Source organism: Shewanella sp., assembly GCF_048265805.1.
In the GTDB taxonomy this organism is placed as follows: Bacteria; Pseudomonadota; Gammaproteobacteria; order Enterobacterales; family Shewanellaceae; genus Shewanella.
In genome coordinates this window covers 1-26155 of sequence record NZ_JBLXAT010000003.1, presented here as the reverse complement: position 1 = coordinate 26155, position 26155 = coordinate 1, and the positions used below count along the sequence as shown (strand labels likewise).

The 26155-nt window shown below is 48.4% G+C and carries 22 protein-coding genes, 1 tRNA gene and 1 riboswitch; of the genes, 16 read left to right on the top strand and 7 right to left on the bottom strand.

The window, feature by feature from the left end; genetic code table 11:
- Positions 1 to 3 precede the first annotated feature (3 nt).
- From ACN0TT_RS02610 to thiH, 13 genes are all read left to right on the top strand, one after another.
- On the top strand, positions 4 to 1563 hold the full coding sequence (locus ACN0TT_RS02610) for a dihydrolipoyllysine-residue acetyltransferase (RefSeq protein WP_417760584.1): 1560 nt from the start codon (positions 4 to 6) through the stop codon (positions 1561 to 1563).
- A gap of 199 nt (positions 1564 to 1762) precedes the next feature.
- Positions 1763 to 2833, top strand: a complete 1071-nt coding sequence (nadA, locus tag ACN0TT_RS02605) for a quinolinate synthase NadA (protein WP_417760583.1) — start codon at positions 1763 to 1765, stop codon at positions 2831 to 2833.
- A 141-nt stretch (positions 2834 to 2974) separates the two neighbouring features.
- Positions 2975 to 4975, top strand: a complete 2001-nt coding sequence (locus ACN0TT_RS02600; RefSeq protein ID WP_417760582.1) for a methyl-accepting chemotaxis protein — start codon at positions 2975 to 2977, stop codon at positions 4973 to 4975.
- Between the two features lie 136 nt (positions 4976 to 5111).
- A tRNA-Ser gene (locus ACN0TT_RS02595) sits at positions 5112 to 5199 on the top strand.
- A 201-nt stretch (positions 5200 to 5400) separates the two neighbouring features.
- Positions 5401 to 6039: an HNH endonuclease family protein gene (locus ACN0TT_RS02590; RefSeq protein ID WP_417760581.1), complete on the top strand. Its 639-nt coding sequence runs from the start codon at positions 5401 to 5403 to the stop codon at positions 6037 to 6039.
- 308 nt (positions 6040 to 6347) lie between these two features.
- Complete coding sequence (locus ACN0TT_RS02585) at positions 6348 to 7544, top strand: amino acid aminotransferase (protein WP_417760580.1); 1197 nt, start codon at positions 6348 to 6350, stop codon at positions 7542 to 7544.
- 152 nt (positions 7545 to 7696) lie between these two features.
- Entirely contained in the window at positions 7697 to 8530 is an 834-nt protein-coding gene (locus ACN0TT_RS02580; protein ID WP_417760579.1) for a glucosaminidase domain-containing protein, read from the top strand.
- Between the two features lie 181 nt (positions 8531 to 8711).
- Positions 8712 to 8812, top strand: a riboswitch (TPP riboswitch).
- A gap of 156 nt (positions 8813 to 8968) precedes the next feature.
- Complete coding sequence (gene thiC / locus ACN0TT_RS02575; RefSeq protein WP_417760578.1) at positions 8969 to 10858, top strand: phosphomethylpyrimidine synthase ThiC; 1890 nt, start codon at positions 8969 to 8971, stop codon at positions 10856 to 10858.
- Positions 10855 to 12390 (top strand): thiamine phosphate synthase, encoded by a 1536-nt coding sequence (thiE, locus tag ACN0TT_RS02570; RefSeq protein ID WP_417760577.1) that lies wholly within the window; start codon positions 10855 to 10857, stop codon positions 12388 to 12390. The genes thiC and thiE overlap by 4 nt, the downstream gene beginning before the upstream one ends.
- Positions 12383 to 13165, top strand: coding sequence for a HesA/MoeB/ThiF family protein (locus ACN0TT_RS02565; RefSeq protein ID WP_417760576.1), 783 nt, complete (start codon positions 12383 to 12385; stop codon positions 13163 to 13165). The genes thiE and ACN0TT_RS02565 overlap by 8 nt, the downstream gene beginning before the upstream one ends.
- On the top strand, positions 13162 to 13362 hold the full coding sequence (thiS, locus tag ACN0TT_RS02560; RefSeq protein WP_417760575.1) for a sulfur carrier protein ThiS: 201 nt from the start codon (positions 13162 to 13164) through the stop codon (positions 13360 to 13362). The genes ACN0TT_RS02565 and thiS overlap by 4 nt, the downstream gene beginning before the upstream one ends.
- A gap of 2 nt (positions 13363 to 13364) precedes the next feature.
- On the top strand, positions 13365 to 14141 hold the full coding sequence (locus ACN0TT_RS02555; RefSeq protein WP_417760574.1) for a thiazole synthase: 777 nt from the start codon (positions 13365 to 13367) through the stop codon (positions 14139 to 14141).
- A gap of 1 nt (position 14142) precedes the next feature.
- Positions 14143 to 15276, top strand: a complete 1134-nt coding sequence (gene thiH, locus ACN0TT_RS02550) for a 2-iminoacetate synthase ThiH (RefSeq protein ID WP_417760573.1) — start codon at positions 14143 to 14145, stop codon at positions 15274 to 15276.
- 59 nt (positions 15277 to 15335) lie between these two features.
- Here thiH and bcp read toward each other — a convergent pair whose 3' ends face one another.
- Both bcp and ACN0TT_RS02540 read right to left on the bottom strand, forming a co-directional pair.
- Entirely contained in the window at positions 15336 to 15809 is a 474-nt protein-coding gene (gene bcp, locus ACN0TT_RS02545) for a thioredoxin-dependent thiol peroxidase (RefSeq protein WP_417760572.1), read from the bottom strand.
- A 24-nt stretch (positions 15810 to 15833) separates the two neighbouring features.
- A complete protein-coding gene (locus ACN0TT_RS02540; RefSeq protein WP_417760571.1) occupies positions 15834 to 16376 on the bottom strand; it encodes a glycine cleavage system protein R in 543 nt (180 codons plus the stop codon).
- Positions 16377 to 16552: 176 nt separating this feature from the next.
- Between ACN0TT_RS02540 and dapA the strand changes: the two genes are divergently transcribed.
- Complete coding sequence (gene dapA / locus ACN0TT_RS02535; protein ID WP_417760570.1) at positions 16553 to 17437, top strand: 4-hydroxy-tetrahydrodipicolinate synthase; 885 nt, start codon at positions 16553 to 16555, stop codon at positions 17435 to 17437.
- A 4-nt stretch (positions 17438 to 17441) separates the two neighbouring features.
- The gene (gene bamC, locus ACN0TT_RS02530) at positions 17442 to 18554 is read left to right on the top strand and encodes an outer membrane protein assembly factor BamC (RefSeq protein WP_417760569.1); all 1113 of its coding nucleotides are present in this window, start codon (positions 17442 to 17444) and stop codon (positions 18552 to 18554) included.
- Between the two features lie 69 nt (positions 18555 to 18623).
- On the opposite strand, the gene ttcA is transcribed toward bamC, so the two are convergent.
- The 3 genes from ttcA to etrA form a co-directional block, all read right to left on the bottom strand.
- A complete protein-coding gene (gene ttcA / locus ACN0TT_RS02525) occupies positions 18624 to 19565 on the bottom strand; it encodes a tRNA 2-thiocytidine(32) synthetase TtcA (RefSeq protein ID WP_417760568.1) in 942 nt (313 codons plus the stop codon).
- 77 nt (positions 19566 to 19642) lie between these two features.
- The gene (gene uspE, locus ACN0TT_RS02520) at positions 19643 to 20569 is read right to left on the bottom strand and encodes a universal stress protein UspE (protein WP_417760758.1); all 927 of its coding nucleotides are present in this window, start codon (positions 20567 to 20569) and stop codon (positions 19643 to 19645) included.
- 98 nt (positions 20570 to 20667) lie between these two features.
- A complete protein-coding gene (gene etrA / locus ACN0TT_RS02515; RefSeq protein ID WP_417760567.1) occupies positions 20668 to 21417 on the bottom strand; it encodes an electron transport transcriptional regulator EtrA in 750 nt (249 codons plus the stop codon).
- A gap of 596 nt (positions 21418 to 22013) precedes the next feature.
- Here etrA and ACN0TT_RS02510 point away from each other — a divergent pair.
- Complete coding sequence (locus ACN0TT_RS02510) at positions 22014 to 23210, top strand: pyridoxal phosphate-dependent aminotransferase (RefSeq protein ID WP_417760566.1); 1197 nt, start codon at positions 22014 to 22016, stop codon at positions 23208 to 23210.
- A 289-nt stretch (positions 23211 to 23499) separates the two neighbouring features.
- Here the strand turns inward: ACN0TT_RS02510 and ACN0TT_RS02505 are convergent, their stop codons facing one another.
- Positions 23500 to 24765: a tyrosine-type recombinase/integrase gene (locus ACN0TT_RS02505; protein ID WP_417760565.1), complete on the bottom strand. Its 1266-nt coding sequence runs from the start codon at positions 24763 to 24765 to the stop codon at positions 23500 to 23502.
- Positions 24766 to 25956: 1191 nt separating this feature from the next.
- Positions 25957 to 26155: AAA family ATPase (locus ACN0TT_RS02500; RefSeq protein ID WP_417760564.1), on the bottom strand; the 199-nt coding region annotated here is incomplete at its 5' end.

Genomic DNA, 26155 nt, shown 5'->3' with positions numbered 1-26155 from the left:
TGAATGATTAAGGATTTTATTCTTCCTGATATCGGCGAAGGCGTAGTGGAATGTGAACTCACCGAATGGCTTATCGCTGAAGGCGACGCCATCGCTGAAGATCAACCGGTATGCGAAGTCATGACCGATAAAGCCTTGGTACAAATTCCGGCACCATATGCGGGCGTTGTCCAAAAACTTTATTATCCGCAAGGTGCCATTGCCCAAGTACATCAGCCGCTGTTTTCGGTTGATGTCACCGACGAGGACTCTGCGTCAGCAACCACCTCAGCAGCGACAAAAGATGCTGTGGCAACCGCCGAGTCGCAAACTGAAGATTTTCTGTTACCTGATATTGGCGAAGGCATCGTTGAGTGTGAGTTGGTTGAGTGGTTAGTGGCCGAGGGCGACACCATTGATGAAGACCAGCCAGTGTGTGATGTGATGACGGATAAAGCGCTGGTGCAGATCCCCGCGATAAAAGCCGGAGTGGTCAGCAAGCTTTACTGGCAAAAAGGCGATATTGCCAAAGTGCATAGCCCGCTATTCCAAATCACCACTGTTAGTGAATCATCATCAACGACGACTGACAAACCTGTTGCGGCAAATGCTAAACCAGCAGCTGCGCTAGTTGATGTTGCGGTTAACACTGACAATAGTGCTCGTGCTGGTAAAGCGGTAGCCAGTCCCGCCGTGCGCCGTATGGCTCGCAGCCACGATATTGATTTATCGTTAGTACCCGGCAGTGGCAAGCACGGTCGTGTACATAAAGAAGATATTGCCCGCTATTTAGAAGATGGTGGTGCGGTGTCTTCAACACCTACTGCGACAGCCACCGCGACGCCGACTAGTGCGCCTCAGCCTGTGGCAGCGACAAGTGGCGCTGATACTGTACGTCCAATTAAAGGCGTGCAAGCGGCAATGGCACGGCAGATGAGCGAATCCGCATCAACCATTCCGCACTTTACCTATTGCGAAGAGATTGATGTCACCGCATTGGTCGCGTTGCGTGAACGCTTAAAAGCTAAGTACACCACAGATGAGCGCAAACTCACGTTGATGCCATTTATTATGAAAGCGCTATCGATGGCGTTGAGCGAATTCCCGACCATAAATAGCCGTGTTAATGGGGATTGTACTGAGTTGACCTTATTGTCAAGCCATAACATCGGCATGGCAGTCGATGCCAAAGTCGGTTTATTGGTGCCCAACATCAAAGATGTGCAAAGCAAATCGATTCTGACCTTGGCCGCTGACATAACTCGTCTGACGAACGCTGCCCGTCAAGGACGTTTGGCACCAGACGATATGAAAGGTGGAACGATTACTATCTCCAATATCGGCGTGATTGGTGGCACAGTTGCGACGCCAATCATCAACAAACCCGAAGTGGCTATTGTCGCTTTGGGGAAAATCCAAACGCTGCCGCGTTTTGATGAAGACGGCCAAGTCGTGGCTCGACAACTGATGCAAATTAGTTGGTCTGGCGACCATCGCGTGATTGATGGCGCTACCATGGCGCGTTTCTGCAACCTGTGGAAACAGTATTTAGAAACGCCAGAAGAGATGCTGGTCGCGATTTAACGATGCCGCTGTAGTTATACAAAAGCTCTGACTTAGGTCGGAGCTTTTTCGTTGGCGACTGCAATTTCCCCGTATGTCATTAGCTATCGCAGCAGATTAGACTTTTGGCCGCAATCAACGCTATTGAACATAAAACGGTTACGCTCTGGTGACAGTTTTCGTATACTTTGCAAACCGTTTTTTTACAGTTGCTCGAGTTATGTCGCAAGAATTGCTGTCATCTACCACTGTTTATCCGTTTCCAGCGAAACCGCAACCACTTAACGATGCTGATAAAGCATTTTACCAAGCAGAGATTAAAAAGCTGCTGCGGCAAAAAAATGCAGCGTTAGTGGCGCACTACTACACAGCCCCTGAGATCCAAGCCTTAGCGGAAGAAACTGGTGGCTGTGTGTCTGACTCATTGGAAATGGCGCGATTTGGTAAGCATCACGATGCATCAACCTTGATTGTGGCTGGCGTGAAGTTTATGGGTGAGACCGCCAAGATCCTTTCACCAGAAAAGACCGTGCTGATGCCAACGCTTGAAGCGACCTGTTCACTGGATGTTGGTTGTCAGATTGAAGATTTCAGTCGCTTTTGTGATGCTCATCCAGACCATACAGTCGTGGTGTACGCCAACACCTCCGCCGCGGTTAAAGCTCGCGCAGATTGGGTGGTGACCTCCAGTATCGCATTAGAGATTGTTGAACACCTCGACAGCCAAGGTAAGAAAATTATCTGGGGGCCAGACCGTCACCTTGGCAGTTATATTGCCAAACAAACGGGGGCGGACATGTTGCTATGGCAGGGCGAGTGCATCGTGCACGACGAATTTAAAGCCAAAGCGCTGCATGAGCTGAAGCAGCAATATCCAACCGCAGCGGTATTGGTTCACCCTGAATCTCCGGCCAGTGTGGTAGAGATGGCTGATGCCGTTGGCTCTACCAGCCAGTTGATCAATGCTGCGCAAAACATGCCGCATGACACCTTTATCGTGGCAACGGATAAAGGTATTTTCTACAAAATGCAGCAAGCTGCACCGGGTAAAACGCTGATTGAAGCGCCAACCGGTGGGCATGGAGCAACTTGTCGCAGTTGCGCGCATTGTCCGTGGATGGCGATGAACGGCTTAAAAGCGATCTATACCGCGCTCAGCGCCGAAAGTGATCAGCTTGCTGACCATCAAGTGTTTGTGGATGACGGCCTAAGGCAACAAGCGTTAGTGCCGCTCACTCGTATGCTAGATTTTGCCGCAGAACTCAAACTGCAAGTAAAAGGTAACGCGTAGCATTTTTGTGATGTTAGAACGGCCTGATATTTATCGGAATATCAGGCTTTTTGTCGTTAAGAAGTGAGCGCTCTTGCATCGGTTGACTATACTCAGAAGCATTCGCTGAATTAACAGCCCCTAGTGTAGAGAGGAAACTTAATGAACTTCCAATGGATTGGCGACCTGTCGATTAAAGTTAAATTTCTCATTGTAATTATTCCTCCCTTGCTGCTTGCCACGCTGTTTGGCGCGCTCAATATTAATGAATATGTCGCTAGTGCACAGACCACGCAGCGGGTCTTACTGTTGTCAAATTTAGCCAAAATTCACAGTAATTTAGTACATGAGTTGCAAAAGGAACGCGGCATGAGCGCGGGCTTTCTCGGCTCAAAAGGGCGGTCATTTGCCACGGCTTTGCCTGGGCAACTTAAGTTAACTGACACAGAGCTACAGCGTTACAACGAATTTACCGCAAACAATCGTTTTAGTGCCTCAATTAGCGCCCGCATTAACGAGATACGTCAAGAGATCGCAAAACTGGCACAGATTCGCCAGCAGGTGTCGCAGTTTAAAATTAGCGTTGCTGATGAAGTGGCTTACTACACTAAGCTCAACACGCAGTTGCTATCGATTGTCGATCTGATCGTAAAAACGGGAGAAAACAAACAGATTGCTGTGGAAACGGCCGCATTTTCCGCTTATCTGCAGATGAAGGAACGCGCGGGTATTGAGCGCGCCGTGCTAAGTTCAACCTTTGGTCAACAAGGGTTTAGCGCAGGCATGTTCCGACGTTTTGTTACTTTGGTGTCTGAGCAGGACAGCTTTCAAAGTCGCTTCCTCGGTTTAGCCGCAGACAATAACGCCAAGCAGTATCAGGCGCTTTTACAAGATGCCAAAACTGCCGAAGTCACTCGCTACCGCCAGATCGCTTTTAGCCAAAACGCGCAAGAGATTGCGGCACAATCCGCCGAGCAATGGTTTGCCGCGTCGACGGCTCGCATAGAGTTACTGCGGCAATTTGAGGTACTGCTGCAGCAATCGCTACTGGACGAAACACAATCCCACTTAAACGCATTATTAGCGAGAAGCTGGACTATCGGCGGCACCATGCTAGCCGCATTGGTCATTATCTCGCTCTTAGGTTATCTGCTCATCAGTAACATGCTTTCCCGTTTGAAGGTGCTGCGGCATGGCATCAGCCATATTAAAGACAGCTTTGATCTGACGTTAAAACTGCCAGTAACCGGCGCAGATGAACTGGGGGCTATCAGTCAAACCTTTAACAGCATGATGAACGAGTTCGAAAAGTTGATTAATACGGTGCGCAACAATTGCAACACCTTAGCAAACGCAGTCATACAGATGGACCATTATTCCAGCCAGCTTAACAATAATGTTGCCGCAGGCCATACCGAAGCGGCGCAAGTGGCGTCAGCGATGACACAAATGAGCGCTACCGTTCAGGAGGTTGCCACACATGCTGTTAAGGTCACCGATGCTACCCGCATCGCTAGCCAAGAAGCAAAAGAAGGTAATCTTGAAGTCCGCAAAACCGCCGATGCCATCAGTCAACTGGCCAGCGAAATCACCTCAGCGGCAAATTCGATTCAGCAATTGGATGCCGATATTCATAGTATTGTCGGCTTGTTAGAAGAGATTAACGGCATTGCCGAGCAAACCAACCTGCTAGCACTGAATGCGGCCATTGAGGCGGCAAGGGCAGGTGAGATGGGACGGGGTTTCGCCGTGGTTGCAGATGAAGTTCGCAATCTGGCACAACGCTCACAAAGTTCGACAGAAGATATTCGCAAAATGACCGACCGGCTCAAAGTCGGCGCTCAACAAGCGGTGTCTGCAATAAACAAAGGCAAACAACGTGCAGAGTCGAGCGTTAACGAAGCCAATCGCGCGGGGGAAGAGCTTTATCAAATCGTTACGCAAGTCGAACTGATTGAAAGTATGAACGAACAGATCGCCGCCGCTACACATGAACAGTCGGTCGTATCGGAGGAAGTGAACCGAAACGCATTGCAGATCAGTGAGAGCTACAACAGCACTAAACAGATCGCAGAGGAGTTCAGAACGTTAAATAAATCGTTGCAAGAAGACGCAGAGCATTTAAAGCAACAAATCCTACGTTTTAAAACAACTGCTAATTAAAAATCATAGACTTGCTCAGCAAATACTCATCCAACATCGTCAGCGGTATTTTTGCTTGACCCGTAATAGGGTTTTGCGTAAAGTACCGCTCCGTTGTCACCGTTGCTCTATTATCAACGGCTGTCACAAACAATATGGTGAGTTGTCCGAGTGGCTGAAGGAGCACGCCTGGAAAGTGTGTATACGGCAACGTATCGAGAGTTCGAATCTCTCACTCACCGCCAGAATTTAGAAGCGGGGTTCAGTGAAAACTGAACCCCGCTTTGCTTTTCATATTCCATTCCGATGATGTGCTTAACCCCACCTGAGATATTGTAATATAGCTGCGCTAACTGGTTGAAAATTAGTCATTTTGATAGTGATTTATTATCTGTATATCTGGCATAGTGAGCGGCTTATTTTTGTCGTTCATTAGAGGTTGCTTAATGTCGTTCAACCTACGACTGGTGCTTGTGCTGTGCTTGCTATCAGCACCGGCGCATGCACTGGTAAAGAAATCAGCCAGTGGCTTGTGCCATGATGAATCTAGCCGCTACTTTGCCAATACTCAACACTTTACGCCGTTCAAGTCGCTAGATGACTGTTTGCGCTCCGGCGGTAAACTGCCAAAGCAAGGCAGCCGCCAATCGCAAAGCCAAGTCGAAGGCTATGCCAGAGACAAATTTGGTCATGGCTGGAAAGATGTCGATCAGGACGGTCACGATACCCGCCAAGAGGTGTTAATGTCTCAAAACACGGGCAATTTGGTCGTGAATAGTAAAGGGCGGGTCATTCACGGTCGATGGATATCGTTTTACTCTGGCCAAGTATTCACCGATGCATCGCAATTAGATATTGACCACGTGGTGCCGTTGAGCTGGGCGTGGAAACACGGTGCCGATAAATGGAGCCAAGCTAAGCGTGAGCAGTTCGCTAATGATGAGCGCAATCTAGTGGCAGTAGAGGCGTCACTTAATCGTCAGAAAGGTGATAAGGGCTTAGATGAGTGGCTGCCGCCAAGTAATCAACAACAATACCAAGCCCGTTTTATGCGTATCGTCACGCTCTATGGATTTACCAGCTAACATCCCTGCTGTAGTCCTCTGTGCCGAATAGGTGCAGGGGATTAAGTAAGGTCTTCGAAATCGAATGCACACAGCATATGAATATGATTCATCTATAGTGAGCCATAAAAGATGCCAATAGATGGAAAACCGCCAGCTATGCTGGAGGGTATTTTTGGTGCTTTTGCGATATCGTGTTTTATCTCCCCGCTAAATTCAGAATTTCACCAATTAACCCAAGGTTTTTTGCGCTTAGTCTATGTCGCGTTAACGAGTGATGGTATAACTGTCGGCAACAAGCTCTACTCAGCACAGCACAGGAAAAAGTGATGATATTTACCAACGTGATTGCCGCTCCCGCTGACCCAATTCTCGGTTTGACGGACGCGTTTAAACAGGATCCTCGGCAGGAAAAAGTTAACCTAGGGGTTGGCGTTTATAAAACTGATGCAGGTGATACACCTGTGCTGGCATCCGTTAAGCTTGCCGAAGAAAAGCTACTTAAAGAAGAAACCAGTAAAAACTACCTCGGTATTGAAGGCGTGCAGCTGTACAACAAAATGGTGCAGGAGCTGCTATTTGGTGCCGACAGCGCGCTGTTCAAACAACAACGCACAGTTACCGCACAAGCGCCAGGAGGTACTGGTTCACTGCGTGTTGCGGCAGAATTTGTGCTGCGCAACACTGATAGCCGCACGATTTGGGTAAGTAACCCAACATGGGCTAACCACAAAAATATTTTCGAAACCGCCGGCCTTAGTATCAAAGAATACGAATACTACGACGCGAGCACTCATGGTTTGAACTTTACTGCCATGTTAGCGGATCTGCAGCAAGCACAAGCTGGCGATCTGGTACTGCTACATGGCTGCTGCCATAACCCGTCAGGTATCGACCCAACCGCAGAGCAATGGCAGGCGATTGGCGAACTATGTGCGAGTAAAGCTTTAGTGCCGTTGTTCGATTTCGCTTACCAAGGTTTTGGTGATGGCGTTGAAGAGGATGCTATCGGGTTGCGTACCGTAGCGGCCATGGTGCCAGAACTTATCGTCGCTAACTCGTTTTCTAAAAACTTTGGTTTGTACAACGAGCGTATTGGTGCCGTGACATTAGTGGCGGAAGACCAAGCGGCTGCGGAGAAGGCCTTTAGCCAAGTGAAGCGCACTATTCGTGCTAACTACTCCAACCCACCGGCACACGGTGCGTTGATTGTGAGCACTATTCTATCAACGCCAGAACTGCGCAGTATTTGGGAAAACGAAGTTAAGGAGATGCGTGAACGTATTGCTAAAATGCGTACCTTGTTTGTTGAGACGTTGGCGGCTGAAGGAGTTAAACAAGACTTCTCGTTTATCTCTGGACAGAAAGGTATGTTCAGTTTTTCTGGCTTGGATAAAGCGCAAGTCGAACAGCTGAAAGAGCAGTTTGCTATCTACATTGTTGGCTCAGGCCGTATCAGTGTGGCCGGTATGACCACTAGCAATGTACCAGTAATTTGCAAGGCAATCGCCGCAATATTGGATTGATTTCATAGCCATTATCAACAGAAGGCCGCAGAAATGCGGCCTTTTTTATGCCGCTCACTAGCGCTACTACCACGCTTAAATTTTGTTAAATCGCCGAGCTCGCTTATAATCACAGGTTATTCAATTCTCTTGAGCATGGCTAAGGGGGCTGTTTGAGAACAGGAAGAGTCGGTTCATCAGTGTTAGCAATCGCTGTCGTGATTGCCGCAGTTATCGCTTTACGAGTTATTTTTATTCCAATTAATGACTCAGATCCGTCGATCACACCACTGGTAGAAAAGAACCAACTTGGCATTAATCTGATCCCAGATTTTTCAGAAATGACGGATGTAGAAGCCAAAAAGAAAGCTTTCTTTGATTTCCTTCGACCTGCGGTGCGCAAGCAAAACCGAGTTATCGCTGGCGAACGTAAATTTTTGCTGTCAGTAAGATCGCATTTAGAAAACGGTTTGGACTTAGATAACGCTGAAGTCTACCGAGTACAAACGCTGGCAGAAAAGTATGACTATGGCATACGTAATATCGACATATCCTCTGTGAAGGAACTGCTACGTCGCGTCGATATTATTCCAGAGTCTATGGTACTTGTTCAGGCCGCCAACGAATCAGGTTGGGGCAGCTCGCGCTTTGCGCGTGAAGGGTTTAACTTCTTTGGTCAATGGTGTTTCTCTGAAGGCTGTGGTTTGGTGCCGCAATCACGCGGTGATGGCCAAGTACACGAAGTAAAAGTGTTTGCTAGCGTTGACGAGTCGATCGCATCTTACATGCGCAACCTCAATTCTAATGGGGCATATCGATTGTTTCGCTCAATCCGTGCGGATTTACGTGCCCAGTCTGAGCCGCTAAGCGCTGAAAAATTGATTTATGGCTTAGTAAATTATTCAGAGCGACAAGATGCATATATCGATGAATTGCTCGATATGTTGCGTCACAATGAAGAGTTTTTACAGACAGCCGTCACTACAACGGCGCTTGTGAACAGCTAAAAACCACGAAAATAGCACATTGTTAGCATCTAACTCTGTGCTATTTTTTTTACTATAAAACCCAAGAATTATACTTATATCATATAAATTAAGGCGTTATCCGTTCAATAATTTTCACTCATTCAATATTTATTTATCATACAAAACTATTGCTTAGCGAATAATTCTGTGGCTATACTTTTGGCTCTTGTCGGAGTGCCCAACTGGGCTGAGACCGTTAATTCGGGATCCGTTGAACCTGATCAGGCTAGCACCTGCGAAGGAAACAAGCTGCGCGTTTAACCTGTCTGCGTATACTGTGCAGACAGGTTAAACGTTTGGTGATAGTAGATAGTTCTGCCTTTCGGCGTGGCCGCTGACAGCGTTATCCTATCGCTAATGCTTTGCTATCAACTCTCCTGACAAGCAACTTTCTTTCAACCAAAAGTGAGCTTGCTTATGTCAAATCGTCGTACTCAGCGCCAGCAGGCGCAATCGTTTATTGCTAACCTCACCCCACAACTTGCCGAAGGTACGCGCAAACATTATGTTCAGGGCAGCCGTGCTGATCTGCGTGTTGGCATGTGTGTTATCAGCCAAACCGACAGTCTCGTTACCAAAGCCGATGGTAGCGTAACGGCCATCTCCAACCCTGACATTCCGCTGTATGACACCGCGGGGGTCTACACTGATGCAGATGCAGTTATCGATTTGCAGCGTGGTTTAGCGCGGTTTCGTGAAGTTTGGATTAACGAACGCCAAGATAGTGAACCTCTTGATGATGTTAGTGCCGCTTTTACTAAGCAGCGGCGTACGCAACCGCCATTAACGCTACCGCGTTTCGGAAATCTGCCGACAGTTCGTCGAGCTAAGCCAAATCACAGTGTCACCCAACTACATTACGCCCGCCGCGGTGTGATTACTCCTGAAATGGAGTATGTCGCTATTCGCGAAAATATGGCGTTACATGAGATAAGTGATGAGCAGCTTAATCGGCGTCAGCCAGGGCAGGCGTTTGGCGCTAACATTCCGGCGCAGATCACGCCTGAATTCGTGCGGCAGGAGATCGCCGCAGGGCGCGCCATTATTCCCCTCAATATCAATCATCCAGAAGCGGAGCCAATGATTATTGGCCGTAATTTCCTCGTTAAAGTCAATGCGAATATCGGCAATTCCTCCGTGTCGTCAGGTGTTGAAGAGGAGGTTGAAAAGTTAGTGTGGGCCACCCGTTGGGGCGCAGACACGGTAATGGATCTGTCAACGGGCCGCCACATTCACGAAATCCGTGAATGGATTATCCGTAACTCACCGGTGCCGATTGGCACTGTACCTATTTATCAGGCACTGGAAAAAGTCAATGGCGTGGCAGAAGACCTCAATTGGCAAATCTTCAAAGATACCTTGATTGAACAGGCGGAGCAGGGCGTGGATTACCTCACCATTCATGCTGGGGTGTTGCTGCGGTTCGTGCCGTTAACAGCTAATCGTACGACTGGCATTGTGTCTCGCGGCGGCTCGATTATGGCGAAATGGTGCTTGAGCCATCATCAAGAGAACTTTCTGTATCAGCATTTTCGCGATATCTGTGAAATCTGTGCTGCCTATGATGTGTCGTTATCGTTGGGGGATGGTATGCGCCCCGGCTGTATCAGTGATGCCAACGATGCTGCGCAATTTTCCGAGCTCGAAGTATTAGGCGAACTGGTGAAGGTTGCTTGGGAATATGACGTGCAAACCATCATTGAAGGCCCCGGACATGTCCCGATGCAATTGATTAAGGAGAATATGGACAAGCAGCTAGATTGCTGCGATGAGGCGCCATTTTATACGCTTGGCCCACAAATTACCGACATCGCACCGGGATATGACCACTTCACCTCGGGTATAGGCGCGGCAATGATCGCTTGGTACGGTTGCGCCATGTTGTGCTACGTGACGCCAAAAGAGCACCTAGGGCTGCCCAATAAGGAGGATGTGAAGCAGGGGTTGATTGCCTATAAAATTGCAGCGCACGCGGCCGATGTAGCGAAAGGTCATCCATCTGCGCAACTGCGTGACAACGCCATGTCGAAAGCGCGTTTTGAGTTTCGCTGGCAAGATCAATTCAACCTCGGGCTCGATCCGCAAACCGCGCGTGAATTTCACGATGAATCCTTGCCACAAGCCTCAGCTAAAGTAGCGCACTTTTGCTCGATGTGCGGTCCCAAGTTTTGCTCCATGAAAATCAGCCAAGAGGTGCGCGAATACGCTGCAAGTCAGCAACGAGGCATGCAGCAAATGGCCGATAACTTTAACCAGCAGGGGGCACAACTCTACCAACCGCTGATTATCGAGGAGGCCGAGCAATGACCAACACCTCATCTAGCCGCCCAATTGTTTGGTGCATTGCCGGTAGCGATAGCGGCGGCGGTGCAGGAATTACCGCTGATGTGCGCACGGTCAGTGACTTAGGTTGTCACCCTTGCGCTGTTGTTACCGCGATTACCGCCCAGAACTCACAAGCCATTAATGCGGTGTCAGCTGTGTCCAATGCCATGCTACTTGATCAGCTCGATACCTTGCTTAGCGATATGCCGCCGGCCGCTATTAAAATCGGCTTGCTTGCTAACCAAGCACAGCTTGAATGCCTTGCCAGTTGGTTGGCTCAGCATGTGAGTCACGTTCCGTTAGTGCTTGATCCGGTGCTATGTGCCACCAGTGGAAGTGATTTTGGCCGCGGTCCATTGGACTTTAGTCCGCTATTGGCGCTAACCACAGTATTTACCCCCAATGTCGCTGAAGTCGCGGCGCTGATAGATCAGCAATGCGATAGCTTCGCTGACTTAATTACCGCGTTACCGCAAATTGCTGCGCTGACCGACGCTCATCTGTTGCTCAAAGGTGGCGATCTCCAGCAATCAGCATCGGCCGAGGATTTGCTGTATTTAAGGCAGCCTGCATTCTGTGCTGAGCAACATGCCAATCAAGCCTATCGGTTGTGTTCAACACGGGTGGCGACACGCAATAATCACGGCACGGGCTGCATGTTATCCAGCGCGATAGCGGCATTTATTGCCCAAGCGTGGGTGATACCTGATGCCATCGTGCTGGCTAAAGCTTATGTGCATCATGGTTTGGTCCAAAGCTATGCTGTTGGAGGTGGTGCTGGGTCGCCCAGTCATAGCGGATTTCCACAGCGCTTTAGCAATTTTCCGCAAGTCATCCCGTTACATTCGGCGTGCATCAAGCGGTCGCAGCAGCGCCAATTCGCTTTTGTTAGCCCAATCTATCCAGTCGTTAGCAGCTATGAACAGCTGGCTGAATTGCTGCAGGCAGGGTGCTTAACCGTGCAATTACGGCTGAAAACTAGCAACCATTCGTTGCTGGAATCCACCATTCAACAGGCAATTGCTCTAGCTAAGCGGTATCACGCGCAGCTGTTTATCAATGACCACTGGCAGTTAGCGCTCAAGTATCACGCCTACGGTGTGCATCTAGGGCAAGAGGACGTGGCACAAGCAGATTTGGTGGCAATCCGTGCCGTCGGCATCGTCGTAGGATTGTCTAGCCACAGCTTTTTTGAAGCACTTATTGCATTGAACTACCAACCCGATTATTTAGCACTCGGACACATTTTTGCCACGACCACCAAAGTCATGCCGTCACTGCCACAGGGGCTTAATCGTTTGCAGCATTATGCCAACGTCCTTGCCGATGTGGTTCCTACCGTGGCAATTGGTGGCATCAATATAAGCAACTTGGCTAAGGTTCACGCGACAGGCGTACAAGCGGCGGCGGTAGTGCGCGCGGTGACAGAGGCGGACAATATCGCTGCGGCTTATCGCTATCTACAGCAACTGTGGCAGCAAAAGCTGCCCGCGCTGGAGGTGTGCCATGACTGAGCAACTCAAGGCGCTGAGCAGTCGCCAATTTATCCGCTATTCAAGACAGATCATGTTACCCAGTTGCGGTGAGAACGGGCAGCTCAAGTTATTAAATGCACATGCAGTAATCGTTGGCGTGGGGGGATTAGGCCAACAAGCGGCACAACTACTGGCTGCGGCTGGCGTGGGCAGATTAACCTTGATTGATCCCGATACCATCGCGCTGGATAACTTACCGCGACAAACCCTGTACCGCGACAGTCATATTGGTCAAGCCAAGGTGCTAGTCGCGGCCCGTAAACTGCGGCAACGCTATAGCGACTGCCAAATTACCCCCGTAATCGAACCGTTTGGTGCAGAGTCTACTCAGCATCTGCCAACCGCGGATGTGATTCTCGACTGTTCCGATAATTTTGCGTGTCGGCATGCGCTGAGCCAAGCGACATATCGACAGCGATTGCCGTTAGTGAGTGCGGCGATTGCGGCAGAAAAAGCGTGGTTAGCGATGTTTACCGCCAGCGACATTGAGAAGTTTGGCTGCTTACATTGTGTTTTTCCTAGTGACACGCAAACGCAGCAACACTGCGCCAGTATGGGAGTGATGGGGGCTGCAGTCGCTACTGTGGCATCACTGCAAGCCCAACTCGCCCTCGGTTATCTATACGGACAAAGTCAACCGTTAAACGGTCAACTGCTACATGTCGATTTTGCCACACTGCAATTTAGACCAGTACAACGTAGCCGCGATCCACAGTGCGACAACTGTGCTACGTCACTAAGGAGATGTTCATGAAGTTACTGATTAACGGTCAGTCCTTGGAGGTTGACCAGCAAATCACCCTGCAAGCATTGGTGGAGTCACAACAGATTGCCGCCAACAGTGTGGCGTTAGTGCGTAATGGGGTGATTGCTCCACGCAGCTGTTGGCCCAATATTCAGTGCCAGCCAAATGACCAAATCGATATTTTCTCTGCCGTAGCCGGAGGCTAACCATGCTTACAATTGCTGACACCCCATTTTCTAGTCGGTTGTTTACCGGTACTGGTAAGTTCGCCAATGCAGCTACCATGTTGGCGGCCATTACCGCCAGTGAAGCATCGTTAGTAACGGTGGCACTAAAACGTTTGGACTTTAAGCGCGGATCCGATGAAATTCTCAAACCGCTGCAAGCGGCGGGTCACAAACTGTTACCCAACACATCGGGGGCTCGTACCGCCAAAGAGGCGATATTTGCCGCTGAGCTCGGGCGAGAAATGCTCGGAACAGAGTGGGTCAAAGTCGAGATCCATCCCGACCCGCGCTATCTCATGCCCGATCCACTAGAAACATTCCACGCCTGTAAAGAACTGGTAGCGCAAGGTTTCAAGGTGCTGCCGTATGTTCATGCCGATCCGGTGTTGTGTTGTCGGTTGCAGGAGATCGGCTGTGCCGCCGTCATGCCGCTTGGTAGTCCGATTGGCTCTAATCAAGGACTCGCTAGTGCGCCGTTTTTGAAAATCATCATTGAGCAAGCTCAGGTGCCAGTGGTGATTGACGCGGGAATTGGCTCGCCAGCACAAGCAACGCAGGCGATGGAGTTAGGCGCCGACGCTGTGTTGGTGAATACAGCTATTGCTTCTGCGCGTGATCCATTGGCGATGGCGGCTTGTTTTCGACAAGCAGTTGTCACGGGGCGCTGCGCTTATGAAGCGGGTTTGGGCGCGGTACAGCGCCAAGCCGAAGCCTCCAGCCCGTTAACAGGATTTTTGCAGCAGCAAGGAGCCGCATGACATGGATCAAACGTTCTCAAGCCGCTTGGCGCAACTCATTCACGATGATGGCTTAGATAGACTGCAGCTTAAGCTCAATAGCTTTACTACGGCAGATGTTGAAGCTTACTTAGCCACCCCGCAACGCATTGAGGCCAATACCGATGCGCTTGCAGCACTGTTATCACCGGTAGCAATGCAGTACTTAGAACCACTAGCGCAGTTGGCGGCGACGCTGACGCGGCAACGTTTTGGCAGCAATATCCAGTTATACGCGCCGCTGTATGTATCTAACTTATGTGCCAATGATTGTGACTACTGTGGTTTTAGTAGTCACAATCCCATTAAACGCAAAGTATTAGACGATGACGAGTTAGATGCTGAAATTGCCATTTTGGAGCAACGAGGGTTTGACTCGGTGTTATTAGTGGCGGGTGAACATGAACGTAAGGTGGGGGTCGATTATTTTATTAATGCGCTCGCGCGATGTTCACCACATTTCAGTTATTTGGCGCTAGAGATTCAGCCTTTGGCAACCGAGCAATATCAAACGCTCGTGGCGCACGGGTTAGACGCAGTCATGGTTTACCAAGAGAGCTACCAACCTGCTGTTTATGCGGCGCACCATCATCGTGGTAAAAAACGGGATTTTGCATGGCGCGTAAATTGCCCCGACCGCGCCGCAACCGCTGGTGTCGATAAACTCGGTATTGGCGCGTTATTGGGGTTAGCCGATTGGCGCATCGAAAGTTTATTGCTGGGGCATCATTTACACTATCTGCAGCAGCGTTATTGGCGCAGCCGTTTCAGTGTCTCCGTACCGAGATTACGCCCCTGTGCCGGCAGCAGCATTGAGGTACAGGCGATGGCCGACCGACAGTTAGTGCAGTTGTTGTGCGCCATGCGGCTATTTTCGCCCAATGTCGAGCTGAGTTTATCTACCCGCGAGTCTGCTACGCTGCGCGATAATCTGATGGCATTGGGCATCACCCATATGAGCGCCGAGAGTTCAACGGAGCCGGGCGGCTATGCTAACCCTCAATCGGCGTTAGACCAGTTTGCCATCAATGATGGGCGTAGCGTGCCGCAGGTCGTCAAAGCGATAAAAGCCCGCGGCTTTCAGCCAGTGTTTAAAGATTGGCAGATGCAGTGGTAATGCAATAGTAAAAAAGCCCGCGACATCGGGCTTTCATCATGCTCGATAGTCAACGAAAATTATGCATCGCCATCAAGGTAGGCAAGCACAACTTCATGGTGATCTTTGGTTTTAAATTTATTGAAGAACTTCTCCACTTTGCCATCTTGGCCGACCAAGAAACTCAGGCGATGAATGCCGTCATAAACCTTGCCCATAAACTTCTTTTCACCCCAGACGCCAAAGGCGTCAGCCACTTTATGGTCCTCATCGCTGAGCAGAGTAAAATTGAGTTCGTGTTTGTCTTCAAATTTTTTCAACTTAGCAGGCGCATCTGGGCTAATACCAAACACGGTAACGCCACGTTGAGCCAACTCAGCGTAGGTGTCACGCAGACCACAGGCTTGCACGGTGCAACCTGGTGTCATTGCTTTAGGGTAGAAGTACACCAGCACGCGTTGAGTTTTCAGGGTTTCGCTGAGTGATACATCCTCGCCATTTTGATTTTTTAAGGTGAATGCAGGTGCCTGTTGGCCCTCGATTAATGGTGTCATGAGGTTATCCTTCATCTTTATGGTTTAGCTAATATCAGGAACTTGTACGCCTTGCATACGTTTGATGCTGCAAGAAAGATTAAGTGATTGCGCTTCAGCGGCAATACTTTGCTCTAGATCTTCTAAGTTAACGTTTTCAGGGATGTTGATCGCTAAAAACAGATGTTGTGTATTGGCATCATCATCGGTAGAAAACGAGCGCACCGCCCCCAAATCGAGAGAACGCTCAGCCAAAAACGTAGTGATTTTGCGCATGGTTCCGCGTTGGTCTTGGCCTTGTAATGTCACCTCAAGGCGGGAAGCGTAGTTCTGCGGCGTATGCTTAGATGTACGCTTCATCACGGTCAGCAGTTCTAACTCCACACTTAGTTGCGGTAATTGGCTTTCTAACTGGGTGATAGCCGGCCATGAGCCAGACATCATCATGATCATAGTGAATTCATTGCCGAACCCCGCCATTCTGCTATCAACAATGTCGCAATCGCAGTCGCTGGCCAGTTTGGCGAGCCGTGCCACCAAGCCAGGACGATCGGTGCCCATGGCGGTGACGACCAAGTAGTTGGTCATGAATTTTCCTTATGTGATTTATTGCACTAAAGAGGTGTTAACTATGTTGTCGCGCAACAATTTTTGTGCTGTCGCTAATCCTACCACAACTAATTCCAAATGTTAGCTCAGCAAGCCCTTGTCATCTAAATGCAGCGTAAGTACCATAGCGAAGCCTTTATTTTTGGGGAATTCTCATGATTGACGGAAGCATCGTTGCCTTAGTAACACCAATGAACCCGGATGGTTCGGTAGACTACGCTAGTCTCGAACGTTTGGTGGAGTTTCATATCACCGAAGGCACAGACGCAATTGTGTCTGTTGGCACTACGGGTGAGTCGGCAACGCTACCGATGAAAGAACACGTTGAAGTAGTTAAACACACGCTGCAATTCGCTGCGGGCCGTATTCCGGTCATCGGTGGTAACGGTGCAAATGCTACGGACGAAGCGATTGAACTGACCCATGCCCTTAACCAGCTCGATGTTGCTGGTATGCTGGGCGTAACACCTTATTACAACAAGCCGACACAAAAAGGGCTTATTGCGCATTATAAAGCAATTGCGGCATCGACTGATGCACCGCAAATTCTGTACAACGTGCCAGGCCGTACTGCGGTCGATATGAAGCCAGAAACGGTGGCTGAGTTGAGCCAAGTAAGCAATATCGTGGCAGTGAAAGAAGCAACGGGTGATTTGAGCCGTGTTGCTAAGCTGCGTGAACTGTGTGGCGCTGATTTCAAACTGTACAGTGGTGATGATGCCACAGCATGCCAATTCCTTCTGCTAGGCGGTAATGGTGTGATTTCTGTTGCTAACAACATTGTGCCACGCCAATTCAAAGCGATGTGTGATGCGGCGTTAGCGGGTAACCCAGCTGCAGCTGAACTGGCTGAAGCCGATATTCGCGATCTGTACACTTCCTTGTTCAGTGAATCTAACCCAATCCCAGTAAAATGGGCTGTTCATAAGATGGGACTGATCACTCATGGCGCAATTCGTTTACCTTTAACTGAACTTTCTAGTGAGTTTCATGGTCTGTTGATCCAAGCCATGAAAAAAGCCCGAATAGAGGTCCAATAAATTAATGCCAACATTTAAACATCTTAGCGTTGCTGTTGCAGTCCTGTCAGTTACCGCTTGTAGTACGCCGATTGAACGTAGACAGCCAAATGGCACCTTTGATTATGTCAATGCAAAAAATCAGGCTCCTCTGGTCATTCCTAACGGATTGAATACACCAAAGTACAGCAAAGAATATGAGATCCCATCCATTGGGGATAAAGCCGATGCCACGCTTTACGGCAAAAATCTCGACATTCGCCCACCACTGCAAATTCTGCCATTGGCGGAAGGTACTCATGTAGAAGAGGGCAGCAGTGACATTAAAATCGTGGTGGAATCAATCAAAGGCTCAGCTGATCTTAAACAAGAAATGCTGTCAGTTATTGAAGGCTTCCTAGCCAAATACAACTATCCAATTGCATCTCAAGATAAAGAGCAAGGCGTTATCACCACAGATTGGATTGATAGTTCACAGATTATCGATAGCCCTTGGATCGCTGAAGACAAAGTATTCACCGTACGCCAACGTTATCAATTCGATGTAGAAGTTCGCCCCCACGGCCGTACTGGTTACTTGAAAATTAGCGTGTTGGATAGCCAAGAAAGCTACAACGGCGAAGAACAGCAGATCCTGCTTAAAGGCGAAAACAAAGATCGCTACGCGATTGAGATGTTGAACCGCACTATCTCTTTCATGAGCGTTGAGCGCGGTAATATCATTCGCGCTAACCGCGAAGCGCAGAGTCAGGGTCTGGCAATTAACTACGTTGCTCCTGCTACCGATAGTGATGAAGGCGTGTTCGTAGTAGATGCTCCGTTGAAACGTACATGGGATCGTTTGACCTTGGTACTGCCAGATGTCGGTTTTAACGTTGTAGATATGGACTCGAACAAAGGTCTGTACTACTTGTCGTTTAAAGATAACACGGGATTCTGGTCATCATTGTTTGGTAGCAAGAAGATGAATCTTGAAAACGGCAACTACCGTATGGTGGTAACGAAAGCCGCCAACGATACTGAGAAAACCGAGATTCGTTTCCACGACAATGAAGATAAGCCTGTCGATGCAGATGTATTGCAGTCAGTTTATGACAACGTCGCCGAGATGATGACAAAAAATCGTATGGACAACTAAGTGCTCCATATGAAAAAAGCCGCGCATTGAAAAATGGGCGGCTTAATTTTTATACTTGCAGTTTAGCGATTAGGGCTGAAACAATTCAACGACATCAATGCGTTTCGCGGCATTATCTAAGTCGATATGGCCACTGTTGGACACATCCATAAAATCGAACGCAGGTAAGTCTGCTTCTGCCACATCTCCGGCCATGGTAGCAGTTGGGTCTTTGGTCAATGACACAAAATCAAATGCGGCACGATCAACACCTTGTGAAGGCGCGGTGTTTTGCATAGCGGTAAAGATAGTTTCAATTCGGCCTGGGAACTGTTTGTCCCAACTCTTTAGCAGTGCTTTGACCTCGGCACGCTTCAGGTTTTCTTGCGAGCCGCACAAGTTGCACGGAATAATTGGGAACGATTTTAACGCTGCATATTCGGCAATGTCTTTCTCACGCGAGTAGGCGAGAGGACGAATCACCACGTTGGCACCATCGTCAGACAACAACTTAGGTGGCATCGCTTTCATCTTGCCACCATAAAACATATTCAAAAACAGCGTTTCGATAATGTCATCACGATGATGGCCCAATGCGATCTTAGTTGCGCCGATACGATGCGCGAAACCGTATAACGTGCCACGACGTAAGCGAGAGCAGAGCGAACAGGTGGTTTTACCTTCCGGAATTTTCTCTTTAACGATCGAGTATGTGTCTTTTTCCAGAATATGGTAAGGCACGTTGAGACTGTCGAGATACGCTGGCAGTACATCTTCTGGGAAGCCAGGTTGCTTTTGATCGAGATTAACTACCACAATCTCAAAATCCACTGGCGCACGTTGTTGGAGATTTACCAAAATATCCAGCATGGTGTAGCTGTCTTTACCACCGGACAAACACACCATCACGCGATCACCAGCTTCAATCATGTTGTAATCTGCAATCGCACTGCCCACTTCTCTACGTAACCGCTTTTGCAGTTTATTGAGGCGGGTGATCTGTTTTTTATCCAGTTCACTAACGTCAGACATAAAAATAGCGCCCTGTGAAATAACCAATAAGTTCAGGGCGCGTATTATTCCAGCTAACGGTCAACGGGTAAAGGGCGTTAACCGACAGGTGACTTATATCCGTCCGGTTTTATCGCTAGTAAGTCACAATTGATGGAGTCGATGACGTGTTCAGCGGTGTTACCAATCAACGCTGCTGACAGCCCAGTACGACCAACAGTCCCTAACACCACTAACTCGACGTTGAGATCATCAGCAATTTCGGGGATCACGTCTTCAGGTAAGCCTTCTTTGACATGGCAGTTGGCGTTGGGCAGGCCATACTCATTCGCCAAATAATTTACCCGCTGCTCATGCTGCATACGAATGGTTTCGTTATAAGTGCGGGCATCAAAGTCAGGTAACTCAATCGCCAAATTTACCGGTGTGCCGGGATAGCCATTAACTAAGTGCACATTGGCATTGAATTGGTGGGCGAGGGAATTGGCATGCTCAATAATTTTACTATTGAGTGTCAAATGCGCTTCATCTTCACAGGCGACATTAACGGCACACAGAATGTTACCTTGGTGCTGCCACTCTTTATCTTTTACCAATAACACCGGTACTGGTGATTTACGCAGTAAATGCCAATCGGTTGGCGTAAAAATAACGGCTTTGAGTTTGTCGTGTTGGTGCGTGCCTTTGACGATTAAATCAAAACTCCCTTCTTGGGTAAATTTGATAATGCTTTCGTAAGGGCGGTTGTGCCATAACACTTGCTGTTGAATTTCGATGCCTTGCGCAGCAAACGGTGCGATTAAGTCGGCTAACCATGCTTTGCGCTGATTAACCACGCCCAATCGCATCGCTTCACGTTCTTGAGATGACAGGATAGATGTCATCTCATAGGACAGATCGAAAATGGAAAGAAAGGCGGTAATTGAGGCCTGATTCCCTTTGGCAAGCTCGACTGCACGAGAAAGTGCAGGCTGGATGTCTGAGGTTGGATCGACAACAACCAGAATCTTTTTATAGTCCATAATAACGTTCTCCGTATCGGGATGACGTACCTATATCATGTGCTATATCAGTTGCTTTGTCTCGTCAAAGATCAAAGAAAATACAAAAATTCTTCACTCTGTTACGCTTTGTTAGCCTGACCCGCAAGTTGCTCTAAAGCTGTGCTGTCGAGCACAGTAATATACTTACCTTTTACCTCAATTAAGTTCATTTTTTGGAAGCGGCCAAGCAAGCGGCTAATGGTTTCAACTGTTAAGCCAAGATAGTTGCCAATGTCGCCACGAGTCATACTTAAGCGAAACTCTTTCGGTGAAAAACCGCGTTCGCCGTAACGGGTAGACAAGCTATAAATGAAGGCGGCAAGGCGTTCTTCCGCATTCTTTTTACTCAGCAATAAAATCATGCCTTGGTCGGTCATAATTTCACTGCTCATCATGCGCATAATCTGTTGGCGTAGCTTCGGCATGGTGCCAGATAGTTCATCCAAAGTGTTATACGGGATCTCACACACCATCGACGTCTCTAGCGCTTGGGCAAAGCTTTGGTGTTGCTGCAGATGAATGCCATCAAAACCGATGACGTCACCCGCCAAATGAAAGCCAGTGATCTGCTCATCACCTTGTTCGGTAATGGTGTAGCTTTTCAGCGTGCCAGAACGGATAGCAAACAGCGATTTGAGCGCATCACCAGATTTGAACAACTGTTCACCTTTCTGGATTGGCTTTTTACGCTCAATAATATTGTCGAGTTGATCTAACTCATTATTATTTAGCGTAAATGGAATGCATAAAGTACCCATGCTACAGTCATGACAATGGATGGCACAACCTGTGGTCATTGGGCGACGAGCCTTGCTGTTATCAATAGCCATAGTTTTTCCTGATTAAAACTATTGCGTCATCTTAACGATGTTTCTGGTCGCTATCTACAGCCGACTTGAGCCAGATCAAAAAAACATGCCTCTGTCCGCAAAACGGATGACCACATTTGATTTTCTCAATAAAAGTTGATTACAGCAGCCGCTAAATTAACGAGCGAGGAATTACCACATAATTGCGCGGCAATTTTGAGCGAATAACAGCGCGGGACGGTGTTAGTTACTAATGGTGTGAATGAGAGTCGGAGTTTGCTGGGTTTGATGGAACCTCTTCGTTATCCCGTGCTGCAGCAGCGCTAACAGCGCGTACTTTCGTTACCCAAAACAATGCACCTAACGCCAGTAAAATAACTAGCATGGCCAGAGGTAACAACACGAACATCACGTTCATCGATGCAAAATCCTTGCAATGAAAAAGTAAAATCCAACGAATGTTACTGCTACTTGCTGAGGTTTACCAGTCTCAATCAGCTAACGTAGCTATCCAAAGCTAATATTACCGCAAATACTGGGGATAAAGTTGTCAGATGCCCAACAATAGCGGTTAACATAGCCGCAGATGTAGGCAAAAAAGTGGAGAGCCATCGCTGATGAAAGTTGCGCAACGTACCGAACAAATAGACCCGTTTTACGCTATGGAACTGACGAAACGCGCCACCGAGATTGAGCAGCAGCTCACACCAGAACAGCCTCCGATGATCCACCTCTCCCTAGGGGAACCTGATTTCACTGCGCCCGAGCTCGTTCAACAAGCGGCTATCAGCGCGATTAATGCGGGCACCACTAAGTACACTTCCGCATTGGGGCTAACGCCGCTGCGACAAAAGATCAGCGATTGGTATCAACAACGCTTCGGCTTAGCTATCGATCCTGAGCGAATAATTGTCACCGCAGGGGCTTCAGCGGCGTTGCAACTGGTATGTATGGCGCTAGTAGAGCCGGGCGATGAAGTACTCATGCCCGATCCTTGTTATCCCTGTAATCGCCACTTTGTCAGTAGCGTTGGCGGTACTGCGACCTTAATCCCAACCACGGCAGCGGATCGCTTTCAACTGACGCAAGCCAAGGTGGCTGAGCATTGGTGTCCTACTAGCCGCGGTGTGCTAATTGCCTCACCATCAAATCCGACCGGAACATCAATTCCTGCCAGTGAACTCAGTGGCATCAATAACTTCGTCAAACAGCAGGGCGGTTACACCATCGTCGACGAGTTGTATCTTGGTTTGAGCTACGATAAAAGTTTCGGTCAATCCGCATTGGCGCTTGATGACAACATCATCTCGATCAATAGCTTCTCCAAATACTTCTCTATGACGGGATGGCGCTTAGGCTGGATGGTCGTGCCACAACAGCTAGTTGCCACCATTGAAAAACTGGCGCAAAACTTCTTTATCTGCCCCAGCACCATTGCCCAGCAAGCAGCGATTGCATGTTTTGCCCCCCAGAGCATCGCCGAATATGAACAGCGGCGCTTAGCATATTTACGGCGACGCGATTGGTTTATTCCTGCTTTGAATGAACTTGGCTTAACGGTGCCAGTGGTGCCTGACGGCGCGTTTTACGCGTGGGCAAACTGCCAGCAATGGTGCGATGCCATGGGGTTAGCATCAAGTTGGGAGTTCGCTTTTGAACTGATGCAACGCTGCCATATCGCGGTAACACCAGGGCGAGATTTCGGCGCGGCTGGCACCGAGAATTATGTGCGATTCTCCACTGCGAATTCGATGGAGAATCTACAGCAAGCTGTGGCGCGACTCGCCAAACTCAAAGCAAGTTTGGCGTTCTAAAATAAACGCCGCGGACCGATTTATAGAGGCTGTTGACCTTTGTAATATTAGTTTTTCCCAAATTAAACGCGTGATGAACGAGGCATGACCAGTAAAGCTTAGGCAACTAAGTGAGCTGGATGCAACAAAGTTCAGCGTGCGTTTAGATTAACCCTCCGGGCTGCGACAGAGCGGATTCTATCCAGCGTTAGGTGCTATTGCGCAGAATGACCACATGGCACATCAGTTGCATCATCTTAATCCCGCGCTAACACTGCAAAAACGCTCAGCAGCACGTAAATCTAATGAATTATTTGTCCATCCGCTGTTTCTTTTTGGCTGAGGCTGCGCGGTCGTGCAGATCGGTATGGGTGTAGATATTCGTTGTAGATAAATCAACGTGGCGCGCATCATCGCGCACATGAACCGTATTGCGGCCCTCGGCCAAATCTGTCGAAATGCCACTGTGGCGTAACCAGTGCACCGTGGCGGCTTTCATACCATGGGCTTCAGCAATCAGCTCATCTTTATCGGGGGACTGTTCAGCATCTTTTAGCAGCAGTTCTGCCGCATAATCAAAGACTTCCTGCATCAAGTAACGCACGGATCGCACCGATAAACCATCACGGATCTGTCCATTAACCAGAATTTTTGGCAGTAGCGGGATTGGCTCTTCAGGGGCTGGCAAGTCAGGCAGCTCTAGACCTGTTTGCGCAGTGATTTGCCGGCGATAAAGCTTTAATTCTTCGAGTAACTCTGGTGGTATGGTAACCAAATCGCTCTTGTTATTCTTGCTGGTACCCGCGGGAATATAGAAGAACCAGTCGCCAGACACACGTTGGAAACAGCCCATGGTTGGCGTATAAGTTTGCCAGCCGCGAACCGTGTGACGTGAGATCTCTGAAATGCGTAAATAGCGGTGAAATAGCAGGGCAACCGCAAAGCGTGCTTTAGCCCATTTTACCGGATTGAGCTGCGCCATCTGTCGAGATGCCAACGTAAGATATTGCACCTGCGTGGCAGTAAACAGCTTAGTGGTGATCTCTTGCGTAGGTGCGGCACTAGCAATACTGCGTTTTCGGGCGGAAAGTGCTGGATTGCCCATGGCAATTTCCGCATCATCCACCAAAAACTGATAAAAAGCGCTGATAGATGCCAGCATCGCCTTGATCGAGCTTTGCGTAGGAGCAGGGCGGTTGGCCACACAAGGGCGCCATTGCGGATTGAATTCCTCACCGTTGGTAAATCGTTTTACCTGACAAGGGCTACACCAATCCTTAGGCGGATTACTATAAAAGCGCACCATATCAAGTAAATCACTCGGACGCAGTACCGTTACCGACACCTGTTTTACCGTCCACGCCCATAACAATAGCTTCTCGATGTCACGCCGATAGGAGCGAAACGTATTAGGGCGATTTTGCACACCACGAAGAAAACGACACGCTTCTTGATATTCCTGCAAACTGGCATCGACCGTGTTAAATACACCATCAGCATGGTGATAATTAGCGAGTGTAAGTTCAATATCCGAATTATGGTCGCCAGCAAAGAGCGGCTGTAACAGTGGTCGCATAATAAATGGTGGTCCGTAATAAAGTCGGCCGAGCATAACACGTTTTTGCTGATAACCTAGATTATCGGCAAAAATTAATAGGGGTTTTAATAGGGGGACTTTCAGGACTTTGAGCAAATTTGCTCATATATAATAATCAATAAGTTATTGGTTTAAATCGATTACTTTGATTTTTCTTCGCGAAAGTTCTGCTACTTCCAATCAATCACTAACCACCAACAACAGAATCCAGCGTCAGTAATCGTGCTACTGCTAAACCGCTATTTCGGTATCTCTCTGCTAAATGCAATTGCATCAATGCATCCAATTCCGCACGCCTTGTTCATGGGCCTTTATCGACTAACAAAGCATTGCATTCGCCCAGATTACGACTGAGTTCGTCCCAATCTACCGAGTTGAATTTAGCGCGTCGTACCTTGCCTGAAATCGGCGTTGCTTACAGTAGGTGCCACAGATTTTAAATCTGGCCGCTATATCATTAGCCTGTAACTGTTAAATCTGCTTTTTATTGAGTCATCATCGGATTGACGCCGGCGGCCGATATGGCGGCAAATGGCTATAGCCATCAGTATGTATGATGCAGGATTGGCTTTGACTTAGCTTGGTATCCAGCAAGCATGCAGCGCGGAATGAATCTGTTGATGACAGTGTGCGACAATGTAGGCGTGGTAGAAAGCAACGAGAGTCTGACGTTGATAAAGTCGCAATAGTCATCAAGATATGGTTCCATGCATGGCACTTAACAAAGCTTCTTGATGTACGTTACGAATGACGCCTAATAATTAACTACTATGACGCTGATTAGTACCAAAGCTGTTTTACGCCATAAACCACCAATCACAGCTCAAACCCCAAGCAGCCACACAGCGCCATATCTAAATGCGCACAATGTATATTATGTTAAATACTATATTGTTAACTGTATAAGGTATCAGTACACCGTGATTGACAATTCTCACTGAGAATCAGAATGTTCTCACCATTCTGATTTAGGTGCTCTATTCTGAAATACATGAGAATTTTGTGCCTGAGTGTTGATGACAACAGTCGCTCTGATTTATGCACACTTCGACACGTGCCCGTGCTGCACTAATTCTTGTGTTGGACTATTTAGTGCCGCGTACAGAGTTGGCTTGGCACCACAGAGTGCGTATTTCGGTGATTGCGATCGCTTGTTTCGGTTTATTCCGATCACCTCAAAGCTTCAACCCCCAAACTTTCTACCTTGCTTCTACTGCCACTCAATACAAGCTCAATAGCCGTTAATATAGTACTCTTTCCTGCTTCATTATCTCCAACCACAATGTTTCTTTGTAAGCGGTTAATAAACCCCACATACCAATAGTACCCACACTTTGACATAGTGCCTTTTTCAACGGAGGCACTATGA